At 59.6% G+C, this 18209-nt stretch carries 20 protein-coding genes; all 20 read right to left on the bottom strand.

Features of this window, described 5'->3' with window-relative positions:
- Positions 1-157 precede the first annotated feature (157 nt).
- Positions 158-949, bottom strand: coding sequence for an amidohydrolase (locus AACV02_RS05170; protein WP_119736836.1), 792 nt, complete (start codon positions 947-949; stop codon positions 158-160).
- Complete coding sequence (locus AACV02_RS05165) at positions 937-2085, bottom strand: pyridoxal phosphate-dependent aminotransferase (protein ID WP_119736834.1); 1149 nt, start codon at positions 2083-2085, stop codon at positions 937-939. The genes AACV02_RS05170 and AACV02_RS05165 overlap by 13 nt, the downstream gene beginning before the upstream one ends.
- Positions 2086-2221: 136 nt before the next feature.
- Positions 2222-3691, bottom strand: coding sequence for a ribosome biogenesis GTPase Der (der, locus tag AACV02_RS05160; protein ID WP_106578275.1), 1470 nt, complete (start codon positions 3689-3691; stop codon positions 2222-2224).
- A 134-nt stretch (positions 3692-3825) separates the two neighbouring features.
- Positions 3826-4977 carry an outer membrane protein assembly factor BamB gene (gene bamB, locus AACV02_RS05155; protein ID WP_106578274.1) on the bottom strand — a complete coding sequence of 384 codons (1152 nt, stop codon included), beginning with the start codon at positions 4975-4977 and terminating at the stop codon, positions 3826-3828.
- Positions 4970-5587, bottom strand: coding sequence for a tetratricopeptide repeat protein (locus AACV02_RS05150; RefSeq protein WP_177410102.1), 618 nt, complete (start codon positions 5585-5587; stop codon positions 4970-4972). Before AACV02_RS05150 ends, bamB begins: the two co-directional genes overlap by 8 nt.
- Positions 5588-5652: 65 nt before the next feature.
- Positions 5653-6942: a histidine--tRNA ligase gene (gene hisS / locus AACV02_RS05145; protein ID WP_106578273.1), complete on the bottom strand. Its 1290-nt coding sequence runs from the start codon at positions 6940-6942 to the stop codon at positions 5653-5655.
- A 21-nt stretch (positions 6943-6963) separates the two neighbouring features.
- Positions 6964-8073 carry a flavodoxin-dependent (E)-4-hydroxy-3-methylbut-2-enyl-diphosphate synthase gene (ispG, locus tag AACV02_RS05140; RefSeq protein ID WP_071485714.1) on the bottom strand — a complete coding sequence of 370 codons (1110 nt, stop codon included), beginning with the start codon at positions 8071-8073 and terminating at the stop codon, positions 6964-6966.
- A gap of 2 nt (positions 8074-8075) precedes the next feature.
- Complete coding sequence (locus tag AACV02_RS05135) at positions 8076-9074, bottom strand: RodZ domain-containing protein (protein WP_119736831.1); 999 nt, start codon at positions 9072-9074, stop codon at positions 8076-8078.
- Positions 9074-9832 (bottom strand): type IV pilus biogenesis/stability protein PilW, encoded by a 759-nt coding sequence (gene pilW, locus AACV02_RS05130; RefSeq protein WP_119736829.1) that lies wholly within the window; start codon positions 9830-9832, stop codon positions 9074-9076. The genes AACV02_RS05135 and pilW overlap by 1 nt, the downstream gene beginning before the upstream one ends.
- 12 nt (positions 9833-9844) lie before the next feature.
- Positions 9845-10993 (bottom strand): 23S rRNA (adenine(2503)-C(2))-methyltransferase RlmN, encoded by a 1149-nt coding sequence (rlmN, locus tag AACV02_RS05125; protein ID WP_005791178.1) that lies wholly within the window; start codon positions 10991-10993, stop codon positions 9845-9847.
- Between the two features lie 29 nt (positions 10994-11022).
- Positions 11023-11448, bottom strand: a complete 426-nt coding sequence (gene ndk, locus AACV02_RS05120) for a nucleoside-diphosphate kinase (RefSeq protein ID WP_003175956.1) — start codon at positions 11446-11448, stop codon at positions 11023-11025.
- A 92-nt stretch (positions 11449-11540) separates the two neighbouring features.
- The gene (gene iscX / locus AACV02_RS05115) at positions 11541-11741 is read right to left on the bottom strand and encodes a Fe-S cluster assembly protein IscX (RefSeq protein WP_003238461.1); all 201 of its coding nucleotides are present in this window, start codon (positions 11739-11741) and stop codon (positions 11541-11543) included.
- 14 nt (positions 11742-11755) lie between these two features.
- The gene (gene fdx, locus AACV02_RS05110; RefSeq protein WP_015885743.1) at positions 11756-12097 is read right to left on the bottom strand and encodes an ISC system 2Fe-2S type ferredoxin; all 342 of its coding nucleotides are present in this window, start codon (positions 12095-12097) and stop codon (positions 11756-11758) included.
- 3 nt (positions 12098-12100) lie between these two features.
- Positions 12101-13963 carry a Fe-S protein assembly chaperone HscA gene (gene hscA / locus AACV02_RS05105; RefSeq protein ID WP_119736827.1) on the bottom strand — a complete coding sequence of 621 codons (1863 nt, stop codon included), beginning with the start codon at positions 13961-13963 and terminating at the stop codon, positions 12101-12103.
- Positions 13964-14011: 48 nt separating this feature from the next.
- Entirely contained in the window at positions 14012-14533 is a 522-nt protein-coding gene (hscB, locus tag AACV02_RS05100) for a co-chaperone HscB (protein WP_106578269.1), read from the bottom strand.
- An 8-nt stretch (positions 14534-14541) separates the two neighbouring features.
- On the bottom strand, positions 14542-14865 hold the full coding sequence (iscA, locus tag AACV02_RS05095) for an iron-sulfur cluster assembly protein IscA (RefSeq protein WP_003209680.1): 324 nt from the start codon (positions 14863-14865) through the stop codon (positions 14542-14544).
- 28 nt (positions 14866-14893) lie between these two features.
- Complete coding sequence (gene iscU / locus AACV02_RS05090) at positions 14894-15280, bottom strand: Fe-S cluster assembly scaffold IscU (RefSeq protein WP_003175965.1); 387 nt, start codon at positions 15278-15280, stop codon at positions 14894-14896.
- Between the two features lie 99 nt (positions 15281-15379).
- A complete protein-coding gene (locus AACV02_RS05085) occupies positions 15380-16594 on the bottom strand; it encodes an IscS subfamily cysteine desulfurase (RefSeq protein WP_017530022.1) in 1215 nt (404 codons plus the stop codon).
- A 50-nt stretch (positions 16595-16644) separates the two neighbouring features.
- The gene (gene iscR / locus AACV02_RS05080) at positions 16645-17136 is read right to left on the bottom strand and encodes a Fe-S cluster assembly transcriptional regulator IscR (RefSeq protein ID WP_003194020.1); all 492 of its coding nucleotides are present in this window, start codon (positions 17134-17136) and stop codon (positions 16645-16647) included.
- Positions 17137-17422: 286 nt separating this feature from the next.
- Complete coding sequence (cysE, locus tag AACV02_RS05075) at positions 17423-18208, bottom strand: serine O-acetyltransferase (RefSeq protein ID WP_106578268.1); 786 nt, start codon at positions 18206-18208, stop codon at positions 17423-17425.
- Position 18209: the final 1 nt, after the last annotated feature.

The following is an 18209-nucleotide window of genomic DNA, read 5'->3' as shown; positions in this document are numbered from 1 at the left end:
CGTGGAAATGCAAAAGGCCCCTGGGTGAGCACTCAGGGGCCTTTTTGTTGGGCGCAGGTTTTGTGGGGTCAGTAAGTGCCTCTTCGCGGGCAAGCCCGCTCCCACAGGCGCAATGCATTCCAAATGTGGGAGCGGGCTTGCTCGCGAAAGCGGTCTTTCAGACAAACTCAAACCTGTCTGCGTCAAGGTTCGCCGGAAATTTTTCGCGATACGCCGCCAGCTCTGCCGCCTCCAGGCACACCTGAAACACGCCATCCGCCTCCCCTGCACTCAGTAAGGTCTCGCCCTGGAAATCCAGCACCTGACTGTCTCCGGTGTAGGCAAAGCCCTTCCCATCCGTGCCCACCCGATTCACCGCCGCCACGTAGCACAGGTTTTCGATCGCGCGCGCTGGCAGCAAACGGTTCCAGTGCAGGCGCCGCGCACCCGGCCAGTTGGCGGTGTACAGCAGCAAGTCAGTGTCCTGAGCATCACGGCTCCACACCGGGAAGCGCAGGTCATAGCAAATCAACGGCCGAATACGCCAACCCTTCAATTCGAACTGCACCTGGCGCTCGCCCGGCGTGTAGTGATCGTGCTCGCCCGCCATACGGAACAAGTGGCGCTTGTCGTAGTGCAACACCTCGCCGTCCGGCCGCGCCCACAGCAGGCGGTTGCGATGACTGCCATCGGCGGCCTGGATAATCACACTGCCGGTGATCACGGCGTTGTACTTCGCCGCCTGAGCCTGGAGCCAGTGATGGGTCGGACCGTTTTCCCGTTCAGCAAGGGTATGCGACTCCATTGAAAACCCGGTGGTGAACATCTCCGGCAGCACAATCAGGTCGGCCCCTTTGGCCTGCTCCAGCAACAGCTCGAAATGTTCCAGGTTGGCCTGACGGTCATGCCACACCAGGCTGGTCTGCACCAGGGCGATGTTCAGGTTGGGTAATGCACTCAGATCACGCATAGTTTTTCGGCTGCTTGTTGCAGCGTCTCCTCGCGTTTGGCAAAGCACAGGCGCACCAGGCGCTGGCCTTGGGGTGGGTTCTGGTAGAACACCGAGACCGGGATCGTCGCCACGCCGTGCTCGCGGGTCATCCACAGCGACATGGCGACGTCATCCAGGTCCGGGCGAATCTGTGAGTAATCCACCAATTGGAAGTAAGTACCGGTCACCCGGGCAAAGCTGAAGCGCGACGGCGCCAGCAAGTCGCAGAACAGGTCGCGCTTGGCCTGGTAGAAAGCCGGCAATTGTTCGACATGTTCCGGGTGATCGGCCATGAAGTCCGCCAAAGCGTACTGCAAAGGGGTCACGCCGCAGAAGTTGACATATTGATGCACCTTGCGCAGTTCAGCGGTCAGCGCCGGTGGCGCGACCACGTAGCCGGTTTTCCAGCCGGTGACGTGGTAAGTCTTGCCGAAAGAGCTGACCACGAACGCACGCTGATACAGTTCTTCATGGGCCAATACGCTGACATGGGGCACGCCGTCGAACACCAAGTGTTCGTAGACTTCATCGCTGACCAGATAGATATCGCGGTCGCGGACCAATTCGGCCAACTGGTCCAGCTCGGCGCGGCTGATCAGTGCGCCGGTCGGGTTGTGCGGGGTGTTGAGGATGATCATGCGCGTGCGCGGCGACAGCGCGGCCTTGATCTTTTCAAAGTCCAGGGAGAAGCCCTGCAGGCTCAGTTGCACATGCACGCAGCGACCGCCGGCCAGCTCGACCGAGGGCTCGTAGCTGTCGTAGCAGGGGTCGAACACGATGACTTCATCGCCGTTGCGGATCACCGCCTGAATCGCACAGAAAATCGCGGCAGTGGCGCCGGGAGTAATGGTCACTTCGCTGTCGGGATTAACCGTAGCGCCGTAGCTGCGGGCGATCTTGGCCGCCACTTGCTGGCGCAGGGCTGGCAAACCGGTCATCGGTGAATACTGGTTATGCCCGCTGGCAACGTGCTGGCCCACCGCATCGAGCAACGCCTTGGGTCCATTGAAATCGGGAAAGCCCTGGGACAGGTTGAGCGCGCCGGTCTCGGCAGCGAGTTGCGACATGGTGGTGAAAATGGTCGTACCGACATTCGGCAGCTTGCTGGTGATCATGGGAGCCCCCTTCGGGTGAGCTGCAAGTTTTAAGCTGCAAGCTGCAAGCAGGTCAAGCCAGCAATCCATCAGGCACAAAAAAGGGCTCAAAAAGAGCCCTCTCTTGCAGCGTGTAGCTTAGAACTTGAAGCGGCGCTTATTTCTTGTCGCGGCGCTTCTTGTCGGCCTTCTTGTGGTGAGTCATCAAACGACGCTTCTTGTTCACCTGACGGTCAGTCAATGTGTTCTTGTTGCCTTCGTATGGGTTCTCGCCACCTTTGAACTCGATACGGATCGGCGTACCGACCAGTTTCAAGACACGGCGGTAGGTGTTTTCCAGGTAACGCACATAGGACTTTGGCACCTTCTCGATCTGGTTACCGTGGATCACGATAATCGGCGGGTTGGCACCACCCAAGTGGGCGTAACGCAGTTTGATCCGGCGGTTGTTGACCATCGGTGGCGCGTGCTCGCCAACCGCGTCTTCCAGGATCTGGGTCAGACGGTTGGTCGGCCATCGGGTGACCGCGGACTTGAACGAGTTCTGTACGGACGCGTAGAGGTTACCCACGCCAGTGCCGTGCAGTGCCGAGATAAAGTGGATATCGGCGAACTCAACAAAGAACAGGCGACGCTGCAGCTCGATCTTGACGAAATCGCGCTCGCTCGGCGTCATGCCGTCCCACTTGTTGATCGCGATCACCAGGGCGCGACCGGCTTCCAGGGCAAAGCCCAGCAAGTTGAGGTCGTGGTCCACCACGCCTTCGCGGGCGTCCATCACGAAGATCACCACGTTGGCGTCTTTGATCGCTTGCAGGGTTTTGACCACCGAGAACTTTTCAACTTCCTCGTGGATCTTGCCGCGCTTGCGCACACCGGCGGTGTCGATCAGCGTGTACTTCTCGTCGTTACGCTCGAACGGGATGTAGATACTGTCGCGCGTGGTACCGGGCTGGTCATAAACGATTACGCGGTCTTCACCGAGCATGCGGTTAACCAGGGTCGACTTGCCAACGTTCGGGCGGCCGATGATGGCGATCTTGATACCGTCTTTTTCGCTCGGGCCAGGAATGCGCTTGGCTTCCTCACCTTCGGCGACGATCTCCTCGATGCCTTCTTCTTCCTCGGCGTCATCCTTAGGGAAGTCGCGCAGGGCGATTTCCAGCATCTGGGTGATACCGCGACCGTGAGCACCGGCGACCGGGATCGCGTCGCCCAGGCCCATCGGGCTGAACTCGGCACGGGCCGCCTCAGGATCGATGTTATCGATCTTGTTGGCGACCAGATAGGAACGCTTGTTGCGCTTGCGCAGGTGCTCGCCAATCATCTGGTCGGCAGCGGTGTAGCCCGCGCGGGCGTCCACCAGGAACAACACGACATCGGCTTCTTCGATAGCGAGCAGCGACTGCTCGGCCATCTTTTCGTCCATGCCATGCTCGTCACCGGAGATACCACCGGTGTCGACAATAATGTAGGAGCGCCCTTGCCACTTTGCCTCACCGTATTGGCGATCACGGGTCAGACCGGACAAGTCGCCGACGATGGCGTCGCGAGTCCTGGTCAGGCGGTTGAACAAGGTGGACTTGCCGACGTTAGGTCGGCCCACCAGGGCGATTACGGGAACCATGCGGCTCTCCACTTCGTTATTTCAGAAAATACAAAAGCCGCTGCAAGGCAGCGGCTGGTGCTCGGGGCAGCATATTCAAATGCCGCATGCCCCGCCGAAGCGGGGCCGCCTGGGTTTTACCCCAAGCATAGTTCTTACTTGATGGTCAGGGCTTCCAGCTTGCCGCTGTTGCCATACACGTAAAGCATGTTACCCACGACCAGCGGACGGGCACGCAGGCCGTCGCTGTCGATACGCTCGCGGCCGACAAAACGACCGTCCACTTGGCTCAGCAGATGCAGGTAACCTTCGAAGTCGCCTACCGCTACGTAGCTGGAGAACACTTCCGGTGCCGACAGTTGACGGCGGGCCAGAGAGTCGTTGCTCCACAATGCAGTGGTGGAACGCTCATCGACACTTTCAACGGTGCCGGACGCCAGGCTTACGTAGACGCTGCCAAACCCTTGGGCGACACCGGCATAACTGGAAGCATCACGCTGCCAGTTGATGCGGCCGCTTTGCAGGTCCAGCGCCGCAACGCGGCCCTGGTAGGTGGCCACGTAAAGGGTTTCGCCCGACAGCAGCAAGCCGCCGTCGATGTCCACAACGCGATCCAGCTCGGAACGACCTTGAGGGATTGCCACACGGGTTTCCCAGGCCGGCACGCCGTTCTGGGTATCCAGGGCGACCACTTTACCGGTCGACAGGCCTGCAACGGCCAGGTTGTTGGTCACAATCGGACCACTGGTACCGCGCAGCGTCAGCACCGCAGGGGTGCTGTCGTACAACCAACGCTGGTTGCCGGTGGCGGCGTCCAGGCCGATCACACGGTCATCCTGGGTCTGCACCACTACGACATCGCCGTTGGTGGCAGGCGCTGCGAGCACTTCACTGGTCACACGAGCGCGCCATTTCTCTTCGCCCGTCGCCGAGTCCAGAGCAACCACGTCGCCTTTGAGCGTACCGACCAGCACCATGCCGTAGCCGACACCCACGCCACCGGAAACCGGCAACTCGAGGTCTTTCTTCCACTTCACGTCGCCATTCATGCGATCCATGGCAATGATCACGCCAGTGGAGTCAGTGGCCACAATGTTTTCGCCGTCGATTGCCGGCTGCAGCAGGTTGTACAGGTCGCCCTGGCCATCACCGACGGAGCGGCTCCACTGCTTTTGCAGGACCACTTCTTCCTTGAAGCTGGTCAGCTCGGCCGGAGGCAGTTCTTTTTTACTGTTGCTGCTGCAACCCGCGGCCAGAACGGCCAGAGCCAGCAATGCTGCATGTTTCCAACGGATCACGTCACGCATCCCCTTTGGCCAAGTCGTCCAGCTTGATTTGTAAGCCACCGACTGCCGCTTCATCAGACAGCGCCGCCTTGGCTTTTTGGTACGCAGCATGGGCTTCGTCGGTACGACCCAATTGGACCAACAGGTCGCCCTTGAGCTCTTCACGAGTGGCCACAAATGCTTTGTCAGCATCGCCGTCGAGCAGTTTGAGTGCTTCGTCAGCCTTGTTCTGTGCCGCCAATACCTGTGCCAGGCGCTGACGTGCGATTTCACCCAGGGTCGGGTTGGTCGGCTTGTCGGCGATGGCCTTCAGTTCGGTCGCGGCGTCATCCAATTTGCCGGTGTCCACCGCAACTTTCGCGACGAACAGGCTGCCGTACTGGGCGTAGGTGCTACCGCCGAATTCGCTTTTGAGCTTGCCGGCCAGGTCTGCAACCTGGGCAGGATCAGGCTTGCCGTCCGGCGTGAGCGTGGTTTCCAGCAATTGCTGATAGAGGACCGAGGCGCCTTGGGACTGGTTGGCCTGATACTTGTGCCAGGCTTGCCAGCCGAACACCACCACTAAAGCCAGCAGACCGCCGGTAACCAGGGGCTTGCCGTTACGCTGCCACCAGTCCTTGAACTCGGCCATCTGCTCATCATCAGTACTCGACACCCCAATACTCCTTAATCGCTAAATTCGGCTGTTCGACAGCTTCAACCCTGCACGACGCAGGTGGCCAAGTGCGCGGCAAGCGCATCAAAGGCAATGTTCTGTTGCTCGCCCTGGCCACGCAGGGGTTTGAAACCTATCACTTGCTGGGCCAGCTCGTCATCGCCGAGGATCAGTGCATACAGCGCACCGCTCTTGTCGGCCTTCTTGAACTGGCTCTTGAAGCTGCCGGCGCCGGCATTGACCTGCAGGCGCAGGTTCGGCAGTTGGTCGCGTACTTTCTCGCTCAGGGCCAGGGCTGCCAGTTCGGCGGCCTCGCCAAAGGCGCACAGGTACACATCCACCTGACGGGAAATTTCTTCCGGAACCTGCTCCAGGGTTTCGAGCAGCAGGATCAGCCGCTCGATACCCATGGCAAAGCCCACGCCCGTGGTCGGCTTGCCGCCCATTTGCTCAACCAGGCCGTCGTAGCGACCACCGGCACACACGGTGCCCTGGGCGCCGAGTTTGTCGGTGACCCACTCGAATACGGTCTTGCTGTAGTAATCGAGGCCACGCACCAGTTTCGGGTTGATCACGTAGGGAATACCGGCCGCATCCAGACGAGCCTTGAGGCCCTCGAAGTGCGTGCGCGATTCGTCGTCCAGGTAGTCGGCCATTTTCGGCGCATCGACCAGTACGGCCTGGGTGTCGGCGTTCTTGGTATCCAGTACACGCAACGGGTTGGTTTTCAGACGGCGCTGGCTGTCTTCATCCAACTTGTCCAGGTGAGCGGACAGGTACTCGACCAGGGCTTCGCGATAGCGGCCCCGGGATTCGCTGGTGCCCAGGCTGTTGAGTTCGAGTTTGACCGCGTCGCGGATACCCAGTTGGCCCCACAGGCGCCAGGTCAGCACGATCAGCTCGGCGTCGATGTCCGGACCATCCAGGTTGAAGACTTCGCAACCGATCTGGTGGAACTGACGGTAGCGACCTTTCTGCGGGCGCTCGTGGCGGAACATCGGGCCGATGTACCACAGCTTCTGGGTCTGGCCGCCACCCGTGATGCCATGCTCGAGCACGGCGCGCACGCACGCAGCGGTGCCTTCCGGACGCAGGGTCAGGGAGTCGCCGTTGCGGTCTTCAAAGGTGTACATCTCTTTTTCGACGATGTCGGTCACTTCACCGATAGAGCGCTTGAACAGCTCGGTGAATTCGACGATCGGCATGCGGATCTGCTTGTAACCGTAGTTATCCAGCAGGCGCGCGACCGTGCTTTCGAAGTAGCGCCACAACGGCGTCTGCTCCGGCAGGATGTCGTTCATGCCACGAATGGCTTGCAGAGACTTGCTCACATCTAATCCTTAAATTCGTTCTTAGCCGCGCGCGATCAGCGCTGCGTCAGCCGCGACCTTCTCGGCCGCTTTCTCGCGGATCAGTCTTTCGAGCTCATCCACCAGATTGTCATTCGTCAACTTCTGCGACGGCTTGCCGTCGATGTAAATCAGGTTGGGCGTACCGCCAGTCAGGCCGATGTGCGCCTCTTTGGCTTCACCCGGGCCGTTAACCACACAGCCAATCACCGCAACATCCAGTGGCACCAGCAAGTCTTCGAGGCGCCCTTCCAGTTCGTTCATGGTTTTCACCACGTCGAAGTTCTGCCGCGAGCAGCTCGGGCAGGCAATGAAGTTGATGCCACGGGAACGCAAATGCAGGGATTTGAGAATGTCGTAACCGACCTTCACTTCCTCTACCGGGTCCGCCGCCAGGGAGATGCGGATAGTATCGCCAATCCCTTCGGCGAGCAGCATACCGAGACCTACCGCAGATTTCACTGTGCCTGAGCGCAAACCGCCCGCTTCAGTGATACCCAGGTGCAACGGCTGCACGATTTCCTTGGCCAGCAGGCGGTAGGCTTCTACCGCCATGAACACGTCGGAAGCCTTTACGCTGACCTTGAAGTCCTGGAAATTCAGGCGTTCAAGGTGCTCAACGTGGCGCAGCGCCGATTCAACCAGCGCGGCCGGGGTCGGTTCGCCGTATTTCTTCTGCAGGTCTTTTTCCAGGGAACCGGCGTTGACACCGATGCGGATCGGAATGCCGCGATCACGGGCAGCATCCACCACTGCGCGCACACGGTCTTCGCGACCAATGTTGCCCGGGTTGATGCGCAGGCAATCGACGCCCAACTCGGCGACACGCAAGGCAATTTTGTAATCGAAGTGAATGTCGGCAACCAGCGGCACCTTGACGAGCTGCTTGATGCGGCCGAAGGCTTCGGCAGCGTCCATGTCTGGCACGGAAATCCGCACGATGTCTACGCCGGCCGCTTCCAGACGGTTGATCTGGGCGACGGTGGCAGCGACATCATTGGTGTCGCTGTTGGTCATGCTCTGCACCGCGATGGGGGCGTCGCCACCCACCGGCACCGAGCCGACCCAGATCTTGCGCGATACGCGACGTTTGATTGGAGATTCGCCGTGCATGACTATTGTCCCAACTTGAGGCGAGCGGTCTCGCCACTGGTGAACGGCGCTACGTCCACAGGCTGGCCGTTGTAGGCCACTTGCGCGCCACGGGCAAAGCCCAGACGCAGCGTCAAAGGAGGCTTGCCGCCTTGGTCAAGCGTATCTCCCTTACGCTTCAAACCACTGAACAGCACTTTGCCGTTGCCATCGGTGACTTGCGTCCAGCAGTCAGCGACGAAGGTAATCTGGATATGGCCGTCACCGGCGATCAACGCAGGCGCAGCTGGCGGCGCAACGGCCGGCGCTGCCGGTGCAGCTGGCGCGGCGGTCGTTGGAGCCTGAGCGGCAACGGCTGGGGTATGGGCCTGGGCAGTTGGCGCGGCCGGAGCCGCCGGTGCGGCTGGAGTCGGCACGGCAGCAGTCGCCGCTGCAGTACCCGCTTCCGGCATGGGCTGCTCGGTGGTGGCCGGCGCTTCTGGCGCGGCCTGCCCTTCGGCAACGGCCTGGTCTTCCGGCTCGTCCAGCGGGTGAATCTGGGTGGTGCCGTCGGCGCTTTCGACTTCGACGTGCTCCATGGCGTTGCTGGTCAGGTCCTTGCTGCGCTGGGAGGCCTGGTCTTGCCACCAGACGAAACCGCCGCCGATCACGGCAATCAGCAGCAACAGGCTGACAATGCGCAAAATCGTGTGGGAAACCCGCACCGGCTCTTCGATGCGACCCAGGCCGTGCACATTGCTGCCCTGAGAGTCGGTGCCGGTAAATTGGTCGAATTCCTGGACCAGCACGGTCTGGTCAATGCCCAGCAGCTTGGCATAGGCGCGGATATAGCCGCGGGCGAAGGTATGCCCAGGCAGCTTGTCGAACGCGCCGGCTTCCAGGTTGCCCAGGGAAGTCGTGGTCAAATTGAGCTTGAGGGCCACTTCTGCCAGCGACCAACCATTGCTTTCGCGGGCCTGACGCAAGGTCTCGCCTGGGTTTACGCGATTAGCTGCTACAACTTCCGGGTGCGCCGCTTTCATCATTGCTCCGACAGGTATTGCTGATATTCCGGCGTACCGGGATAGAGTCGTTCGAGTTGCTGGCCAAAACGTGCGGCTGTATCGCGTTCATCATGAACCGTCGCCAGCCGCACACCGAGCAATAGACTACGTGCATTTTGCCCGCTGAGCAGGCTAAAACGCTCGTAATAGTCACGTGCCGGCACATAATGCCTGTCTTCGTAAGACAACTCAGCCATTTCGAGCAACGCGCGTGGCTGACGACTGTTCAAATGCAGGGCTTTTTCCAGCTGCTGGCGCGCGCTGTCACGCTGGCCGAGGCGCATCGAGGTGACCCCAAGGTTCTCGAATACCCGCGACCGCTCCGGGTAAAGGGCGTCGGCGGAGGCTTGCTGGAAATAACGGGAAGCCTGGTCATAACGTTTCTGCTCGAACAGGAAGCTGCCGTAATTGTTCAGCAGCCGAGGGTCGGCAGGACGCGAGGCCAAAGCCTTGTGGAAATATTGATCGGCCAACTCAGGCTCAGCCTGGGCCTGGAACACCAAAGCCAATGCGGCATTCGCGTCGGCATCATCGCTGTCCAGTTCGAGGGCCTTTTTCAACGGCACCTTGGCCTGCTCGCTCATGCCTTGCCGCAAATAACCCAAGCCCAGTTGCACATAGGCAACTCGCGCCTCGTCACGGCCTTTACCCGTCTGCAAAGGGCTGTCATGGCCCGATGAAACACAACCGGCCGCGAGGCCGGTAACTAGCAAAAGCAGCGCAAGGCGCAAGGGCATAGAGATCCTCTCTCAGATTCGATTCACAGCAATTTGCGGCAAATCTTCGGCGGCGTTAAGTTCGCGCACGGCGATATAACGTTCGCTACGGCGGGTGCGGTCCATCACCTGCCCTACCAATTGGCCACAGGCGGCGTCGATGTCTTCACCACGCGTGGTGCGTACGGTGACGTTGTAGCCGGCCTGGTGCAGTTGATCCTGGAAACGGCGGATAGCATTGTTGCTCGGCCGCTCGTAGCCAGAATGTGGAAACGGGTTAAACGGAATCAGGTTGATCTTGCACGGGGTGTTCTTGAGCAACTCGATCATCTCGACGGCGTGCTCAACCTTGTCGTTGATGTCCTTGAGCATGGTGTACTCAATGGTCAACACACGCTTCTCGCCCAAAGTCGCCATGTAACGCTGGCAAGATTCGAGCAGCATCTTAAGCGGATACTTCTTGTTGATCGGCACCAATTGATTACGCAATGCGTCATTGGGCGCGTGCAGCGACAACGCCAGGGAGACGTCGATGTGCTTGGCCAGCTCATCGATCATCGGCACTACGCCTGAGGTCGACAGGGTCACACGGCGCTTGGAAATGCCGTAGCCCAGGTCGTCCATCATCAGGTGCATGGCCGCAATCACGTTGTCGAAGTTCAGCAGCGGCTCACCCATGCCCATCATCACCACGTTGGTGATGGCACGGTCGACGGTTGCCGGGACGCTGCCAAAGGATTTGTTGGCAATCCACACCTGGCCGATGACTTCGGCGGCGGTGAGGTTGCTATTGAAGCCTTGCTTGCCGGTGGAGCAGAAACTGCAGTCCAGGGCACAGCCTGCCTGGGACGAAACGCACAAAGTGCCGCGCTTGCCCTGGGGAATGTAGACGGTCTCGACGCAGCTGCCGGACGCCACGCGCACCACCCACTTACGGGTGCCGTCGCTGGAGATGTCCTCGCTGACCACTTCGGGACCACGGACCTCAGCAATGGCCTTGAGCTTATCGCGCAAGGCCTTGCTGACGTTCGTCATGGCGTCGAAATCGTCGACACCAAAGTGGTGAATCCACTTCATTACCTGACCGGCACGGAAACGCTTCTCCCCGATTGAGTCGAAGAATTTCTCCATTTCCGGCTGAGTCAGACCCAGCAGGTTGGTTTTAACAGTCGATGTAGTCATGGATTCACCCTCACTCTTTAAGCCGATGCTTAGCGAGCGGTTACTTCAGTAGCAGCGAAAAAGTACGAGATTTCGCGAGCAGCAGCGGCTTCGGAGTCCGAACCGTGAACAGCGTTGGCGTCGATGGACTCAGCGAAGTCAGCACGGATGGTGCCGGCAGCTGCTTCTTTAGGGTTAGTAGCGCCCATCAGCTCACGGTTCAGAGCGATAGCGTTTTCGCCTTCCAGAACCTGAACAACAACAGGACCGGAGATCATGAAGGCAACCAGGTCGCCGAAGAAACCACGAGCGCTGTGCTCAGCGTAGAAGCCTTCAGCTTCAGCTTTGGACAGTTGCTTGAGTTTCGAAGCTACAACCTTCAGGCCGGCTTTTTCGAAACGAGTGGTGATCTCGCCGATGACGTTTTTTGCAACAGCGTCAGGCTTGATGATGGAGAAAGTACGTTGAACAGCCATGGTGTAACTCCAGAAACGGTAATTTACGAAAAATTAAACCCGCGAATTATACGCGGGTTATTGGGTATTGCCTAACTGCGTAATAAGGCGGCTCAGTCTGCTTCTTCGATCCACAGGCCTTGAATCGCCTCCAGAACCTTTTCGCCACCCCGGTCGGGGATGTCGTCAAAGTCCGGCAGCTCCATCACCAGATTGCGCAGCTTGACGAAGTTGACCGTCAGAGGATTGACCTCAGGGTGGGCTTCAGCAAGTTGTATAGCGATTTCTTGTACATCAACCCATTTCAGGCTCATGACATTTCCTTGAATCAATGCGGTGCTTCAGCCGCATGGTTGAGGGAATATTTCGGAATTTCGACGGTGATGTCTTCGGTCCCAACCTTTGCCTGACAGCTTAGGCGAGAAGTCGCTTCAAGGCCCCACGCGCGGTCCAGAAAGTCTTCTTCCAGCTCATCCGCTTCTTCAAGCGAGTTGAAACCCTCGCGAATCACGCAGTGGCAGGTGGTGCAGGCGCAAACACCGCCGCAGGCACTCTCGATCTCGATGTGGTTGTCATGGGCAACTTCGAGAATGGACTTGCCGGTCTCAGCCTCCACGACCATACCGTCCGGGCAATGCTCGGCGTGTGGCAGAAAAATGACCTGCGGCATTAATTATTCCTCGATTTCATTCAGGTTGCGCCCGGCCAGTGCGGCTTTCACCGTCTGATCCATGCGGCGGGCGGCAAAGGCATCAGTCACTTGCGACAGGCGCTTGGTCTGCTGCTCGATGGCGTAACCATCGTTGCCTTTCATCAGTTCGGCCAGTTCCTGCATCTGCAGGTCGATGACCATGCGCTCTTCGGCGTCCAACAGGCGCTCGCCGTCGGCGTCGAGAGCGCCTTGTACGGCCTCAAGCAAGCGCTGCGCATCAACTTGCTGTTCACGCAGTACGCGGGCGACTTTATCGTCACCGGCGTACTGGAACGAATCCTTGAGCATTTTGGCGATTTCGCCGTCGGTCAGGCCGTAGGACGGCTTGACCTGGATGCTGGCTTCTACGCCCGAACCCAGTTCACGCGCAGCCACGCTGAGCAGACCATCGGCGTCAACCTGGAAGGTCACGCGAATTTTCGCTGCACCGGCCACCATCGCCGGAATGCCGCGCAATTCAAAGCGCGCCAGGGAACGGCAGTCGCTGATCAGCTCGCGCTCACCTTGCAGCACATGAATCATCATGGCCGTCTGGCCATCTTTATACGTGGTGAAGTCCTGGGCGCGGGCAACGGGGATGGTGGTGTTGCGTGGAATCACCTTCTCCATCAGGCCGCCCATGGTTTCCAGCCCCAGGGACAACGGGATCACGTCGAGCAGCAGCAATTCGCCACCGTCGCGCTTGTTGCCGGCCAGGGTATCGGCCTGGATCGCAGCGCCGATGGCAACCACTTGATCCGGATCGATTTCGGTCAGCGGCTGGCGACCAAATGCTTCAGCAACGGCTTCGCGCACACGCGGCACACGAGTCGAACCGCCGACCATAACCACGGCAGCGACGTCTTCCAGCTCAACACCGGAATCACGTACCGCACGGCGACAAGCTTTAAGGCTGCGAGCGACCATTGGCTCGATCAGCGCGTCGAAGGCTTCGCGCGTCAGCTGGGCCGACCAGGAACCGTAGGAAACATCGACAGAACGGGCGTCAGTCAGCGCTTCTTTGGCCGCGCAGGCGGTTTGCAGCAAATGACGCTGCTCGCCCGGGTCAAGGTCGGCGGACAAACCGGCGCTGGTGATGATCCAGCCGGCAATGGCGTGATCGAAGTCATCGCCGCCCAGGGCGGTATCACCACCGGTGGCCAGCACTTCGAACACACCGCCGGTCAGGCGCAGGATCGAAATATCAAAGGTGCCGCCGCCCAGGTCGTAAATTGCAACCAGGCCTTCGGCGTGCTGATCCAGGCCATAGGCCACAGCGGCGGCCGTCGGCTCATTGAGCAGGCGAAGCACGTTCAGACCGGCGAGTTTCGCCGCGTCCTTGGTGGCTTGGCGCTGAGCGTCATCAAAATACGCAGGCACGGTGATCACCGCGCCGACCAGTTCGCCGCCCAAGGTGGTTTCCGCGCGCTGGCGCAGCACCTTGAGGATATCGGCCGACACCTCCACCGGGCTTTTGGGGCCCTGGACGGTGTCGATGAATGGCATATGCGATTCGCCACCGACAAAGCGATACGGCAGCTGGTCGCCCAATTGCTTGACGTCGGACAGACCACGACCCATCAAGCGCTTGACCGACAGCACGGTGTTCAAAGGATCGGAGGACGCCGCCAGCTTGGCCGACTCACCGACTTCAATATGGTCGGCGTGATAGCGCACGGCCGACGGCAGGATAACCTGGCCATCGGCGTCGGGCAGCGGCTCGGACAGGCCGCTGCGCAAGGCGGCGACCAGGGAATTGGTGGTGCCCAGGTCAATCCCGACCGCCAGGCGACGCTGGTGCGGTTGAGGGCTTTGGCCGGGTTCGGCGATCTGCAGTAGGGCCATGGTAATCAGGTCTTATCTGTCTATCAGGCGTGCACGGGCAGCACTGGGTTAATCGTCGAGGCGCTCTTCTAGCTGGCGCACTTCGTAGGTGAGCTTGTCGAGGAACTGCATGCGCCGCATCAGGCGTTCGGCCTGTTCACGTTGCGCTGCATCATCCCAACAGGCTGCGAAGCTTTCGTTGAGCTCATCCTGGGCCACTTTCAGACGGCGCTTGAAGACTGCGACACCGGCCACATCGGCTTCGTCCTGCAAATCTTCGAGTTCTTCGCGCCACTGCATCTGCTGCATCAGGAAGTCCGGGTCGTGCACCGTGACTTCAATCGGCAACTCGCCACCATTCATCGCGAGCAGGTAACGCGCGCGTTTCGGGGGGCTTTTAAGCGTCTGATAGGCTTCATTGAGGCTGGCCGACTTCTCCAGCGCCAGGCGTTGCTCACGCTCGGAAGCGTCAGCGAAGCGGTCCGGATGCACGCCACGCGCCAATTCTCGGTAGCGCGTGGCAAGCTGCTCGAGGTCCAGCCGAAAGCTCGGCTGCAGCTCGAATAAAGCGAAATGACAAGGAGTACCCACAGATAGCCTCAGATGTTGAAGCTTTCGCCGCAGCCACATTCACCGCGCACGTTTGGGTTGTTGAACTTGAAGCCTTCGTTCAACCCTTCCTTGACGAAATCGAGCTCGGTGCCGTCCAGGTAGGTAAGGCTTTTAGGGTCGATGATCACTTTCTCGCCGTGACTTTCGAACACCTGATCCTCTTCGACCACCTCGTCGACAAACTCCAGCACGTAGGCAAGGCCGGAACAGCCCGTGGTGCGAACACCCAGACGAATCCCCTCACCTTTGCCGCGCCCATTCAGGGAGCGGCGAATGTGCTGCGCAGCCGCTTCTGTCATGCTGATAGCCATCGTTGACTCCTTACTCGTCGCCAAATGCTTAGATCAAGCCTTTCTTCTGCTTGTAGTCGCGAACGGCCGCCTTGATGGCGTCTTCTGCGAGTACGGAGCAGTGAATTTTCACTGGCGGCAAGGCCAGTTCTTCGGCCAGCTGGGTGTTGCTGATGGTGACAGCCTCATCCAGGGTCTTGCCTTTCATCCACTCGGTCGCGAGGGAGCTTGAGGCAATGGCGGAACCGCAGCCGTAAGTCTTGAACTTGGCGTCTTCGATAACGCCAGCGTCGTTGACCTTGATCTGCAGGCGCATAACGTCGCCGCACGCCGGAGCGCCGACCATGCCAGTGCCGACATCAGGGTCTTCCGCGTTCATCTTGCCGACGTTGCGCGGGTTTTCGTAGTGGTCGATGACCTTTTCGCTGTAAGCCATGGTACTGAATCCTCACTCATCAGGGCCGCTCTGGAACCCTGTAAAAACGCCTGCGTTTTCCGCCACGTTCCTACAGAGCTTGGGTGGCGGCTTCTATATTTAGTGTGCCGCCCACTCGATCTTGGAAATGTCGACACCGTCTTTGTACATGTCCCACAGCGGCGACAGAACGCGCAGCTTGTTGACGGCTTCGCAGACTTTCTGCGCGGCGTAATCGACTTGCTCTTCGGTGGTGAAACGGCCGAACGTAAAGCGGATCGAGCTGTGTGCCAGTTCGTCGTTGCGGCCCAGGGCGCGCAGCACGTACGAAGGCTCAAGCGAGGCCGAGGTGCAGGCCGAACCGGACGAAACCGCCAGGTCCTTGAGCGCCATGATCAGCGACTCGCCTTCGACGTAGTTGAAGCTCAAATTCAGGTTGTGCGGTACACGGGCGGTCATGCTGCCGTTGATGTACAGCTCTTCAAGGTTCTCGACCTGCTTGTAGAAGCGATCGCTCAACGCCTTGATGCGCACGTTTTCGGCAGCCATGTCTTCTTTGGCTACACGGAAGGCTTCACCCATGCCGACGATCTGGTGGGTCGCCAGGGTGCCGGAACGCATGCCGCGCTCGTGACCGCCGCCGTGCATGGTAGCTTCGATGCGCACGCGAGGCTTGCGGCTCACGTACAGCGCGCCGATGCCTTTAGGACCGTAGGTCTTGTGGGCGGAGAACGACATCAGGTCGACTTTCAGTTTCGACAGGTCAATGTCGACCTTGCCGGTGGACTGAGCCGCGTCGACATGCAGCAGGATGCCCTTGGAACGGGTCAGCTCGCCGATGGCCGCAATGTCGTTGATGGTGCCGATTTCGTTGTTCACGTGGATCACGGAAACCAGGATGGTGTCTTCACGCAGCGCGGCTTCGATCATGGCCGGGGTGACGATGCCGTCGGTGGTTGGCTCGAGGTAGGTGACCTCAAAACCTTCACGCTCCAGTTGGCGCATGGTGTCGAGGACAGCCTTGTGCTCAATCTTGGTGGTGATCAGGTGTTTGCCTTTGGTCGCGTAGAAATGCGCCGCGCCCTTGATTGCCAGGTTGTCGGACTCGGTAGCACCGGAGGTCCAGACGATTTCGCGTGGGTCGGCGCCCACCAGGTCAGCAACCTGGCGACGAGCATTCTCGACCGCTTCTTCGGCTTTCCAGCCGAACACGTGGGAACGGGAGGCCGGGTTGCCGAAGTTTCCGTCAACCAGCAGGCATTCGCTCATCTTTTGCGCGACACGCGGATCAACCGGGGTGGTCGCTGAGTAATCAAGGTAAATCGGCAATTTCATGGACTTTCTCCTAAATCAGGCTGGCTGGCGTGCCGTTAGCTCTGCGGCTGTCACTCGACGGCGGACGCTTCGATCTTGTCCAGACGCGGCGCCTTAGTGTTGCAACGGCGCTGGTCCTGACGCTGGGCTACTTCTTGCACCTCACGGCGAGTCACAAGATCAGCCAAGCTGATACCACTCAAAAACTCATGGATCTGCAGGCTCAAGTCACACCACAAGTGGTGCGTCAGGCAGGTGTCGCCGGCGTGGCAATCACCCAAACCCTGGCATTTGGTGGCATCGACGGATTCGTTGACCGCGTCAATCACCTGGGCTACTTGAATGCCCTGCATGTCGCGGGACAGTTGGTAGCCACCACCCGGCCCACGCACGCTGGAAACCAAGTTGCTACGGCGCAATTTGGCAAACAGCTGTTCGAGGTAGGACAGGGAAATGCCTTGGCGCTCGGAGATATCGGCCAGGGACACCGGCCCAGTTTGCGCGTGCAAGGCCAGGTCAAGCATGGCGGTTACCGCGTATCGGCCTTTTGTAGTCAGTCTCATGGACAAGTACCAAGGTGTTTCAGAATGGGAGCAAGTATGCGATTCCCGAGTATTTAAGTCAACTATAAGACCTAGTACTTTAGTCAGGATTACCCGTAAAAAGGGCGCGCGAATCATAGCAGGATGGGGTGGGATCGAACAGCGGGAACAGGGCCCAAGCCTTATCTCAAGACCAGTGGAGATCAAATGTGGGAGCTGGCTTGCCCTCGAAAGCGGTGGATCAGCAATGAGAAGGTGGCTGGCAGACCGCTATCGCAGGCAAGCCAGCTCCCACAGGGGACCGCGCTCACCCAGCCTTGGTTGTAGCGTGTTCGCTCTTGATCTCAGCGAAGTCTTCTTCGCGCAGCGAAGGCAGATCTTTCGCACAATAGCTGCTGCCCAGCTCCTTCAACGCGCCGCACATGCCGTCCAGCTTGCCGTCGACTGCCTGCAAGTGGTCAAGCAATTGCCCAATGGCACGCGCCACGGGGTCAGGCATGTCTTCGCTGACGCCGTAAGCATCGAAGCCGATCTTCTCAGCCATGGCCTTGCGCTTGGCTTCCTGCTCATCGCCAACTTCCGGCTTGACGATGATCCGCCCAGGAATGCCCACAACGGTGGCGCCAGGCGGCACGGCCTTGGTCACCACAGCATTGGAACCTACTTTGGCACCGGCACCCACCGTAAAGGGACCGAGCACCTTGGCGCCCGCTCCTACCACCACGCCATCACCCAAAGTCGGGTGGCGCTTGCCTTTATTCCAGGTGGTGCCGCCCAGCGTCACGCCTTGATACAGGGTCACGTCATCACCGATTTCGGCGGTCTCGCCAATCACAATGCCCATGCCATGGTCGATAAAGAAGCGACGCCCCACCTTGGCACCCGGGTGAATCTCGATGCCGGTCAACCAGCGGCCGAAGTTCGACACCACGCGCGCCAGCCATTTCCAGCCCATGCCCCACAACGCGCCGGACAGGCGGTGAATCCAGATCGCGTGCATGCCCGGGTAGCAGGTCAGCACTTCAAAGGCGTTGCGCGCCGCCGGGTCACGGTGGAAAACACTCTGGATATCTTCTCGCAAACGCTCGAACATT

The sequence above is a fragment of the Pseudomonas sp. Larv2_ips genome (genome assembly GCF_963879675.1).
In the GTDB taxonomy this organism is placed as follows: Bacteria; Pseudomonadota; Gammaproteobacteria; order Pseudomonadales; family Pseudomonadaceae; genus Aquipseudomonas.
The sequence above is the reverse complement of the archived record's forward strand: the minus strand, read 5'-3'. Positions and strand labels throughout refer to the sequence as shown.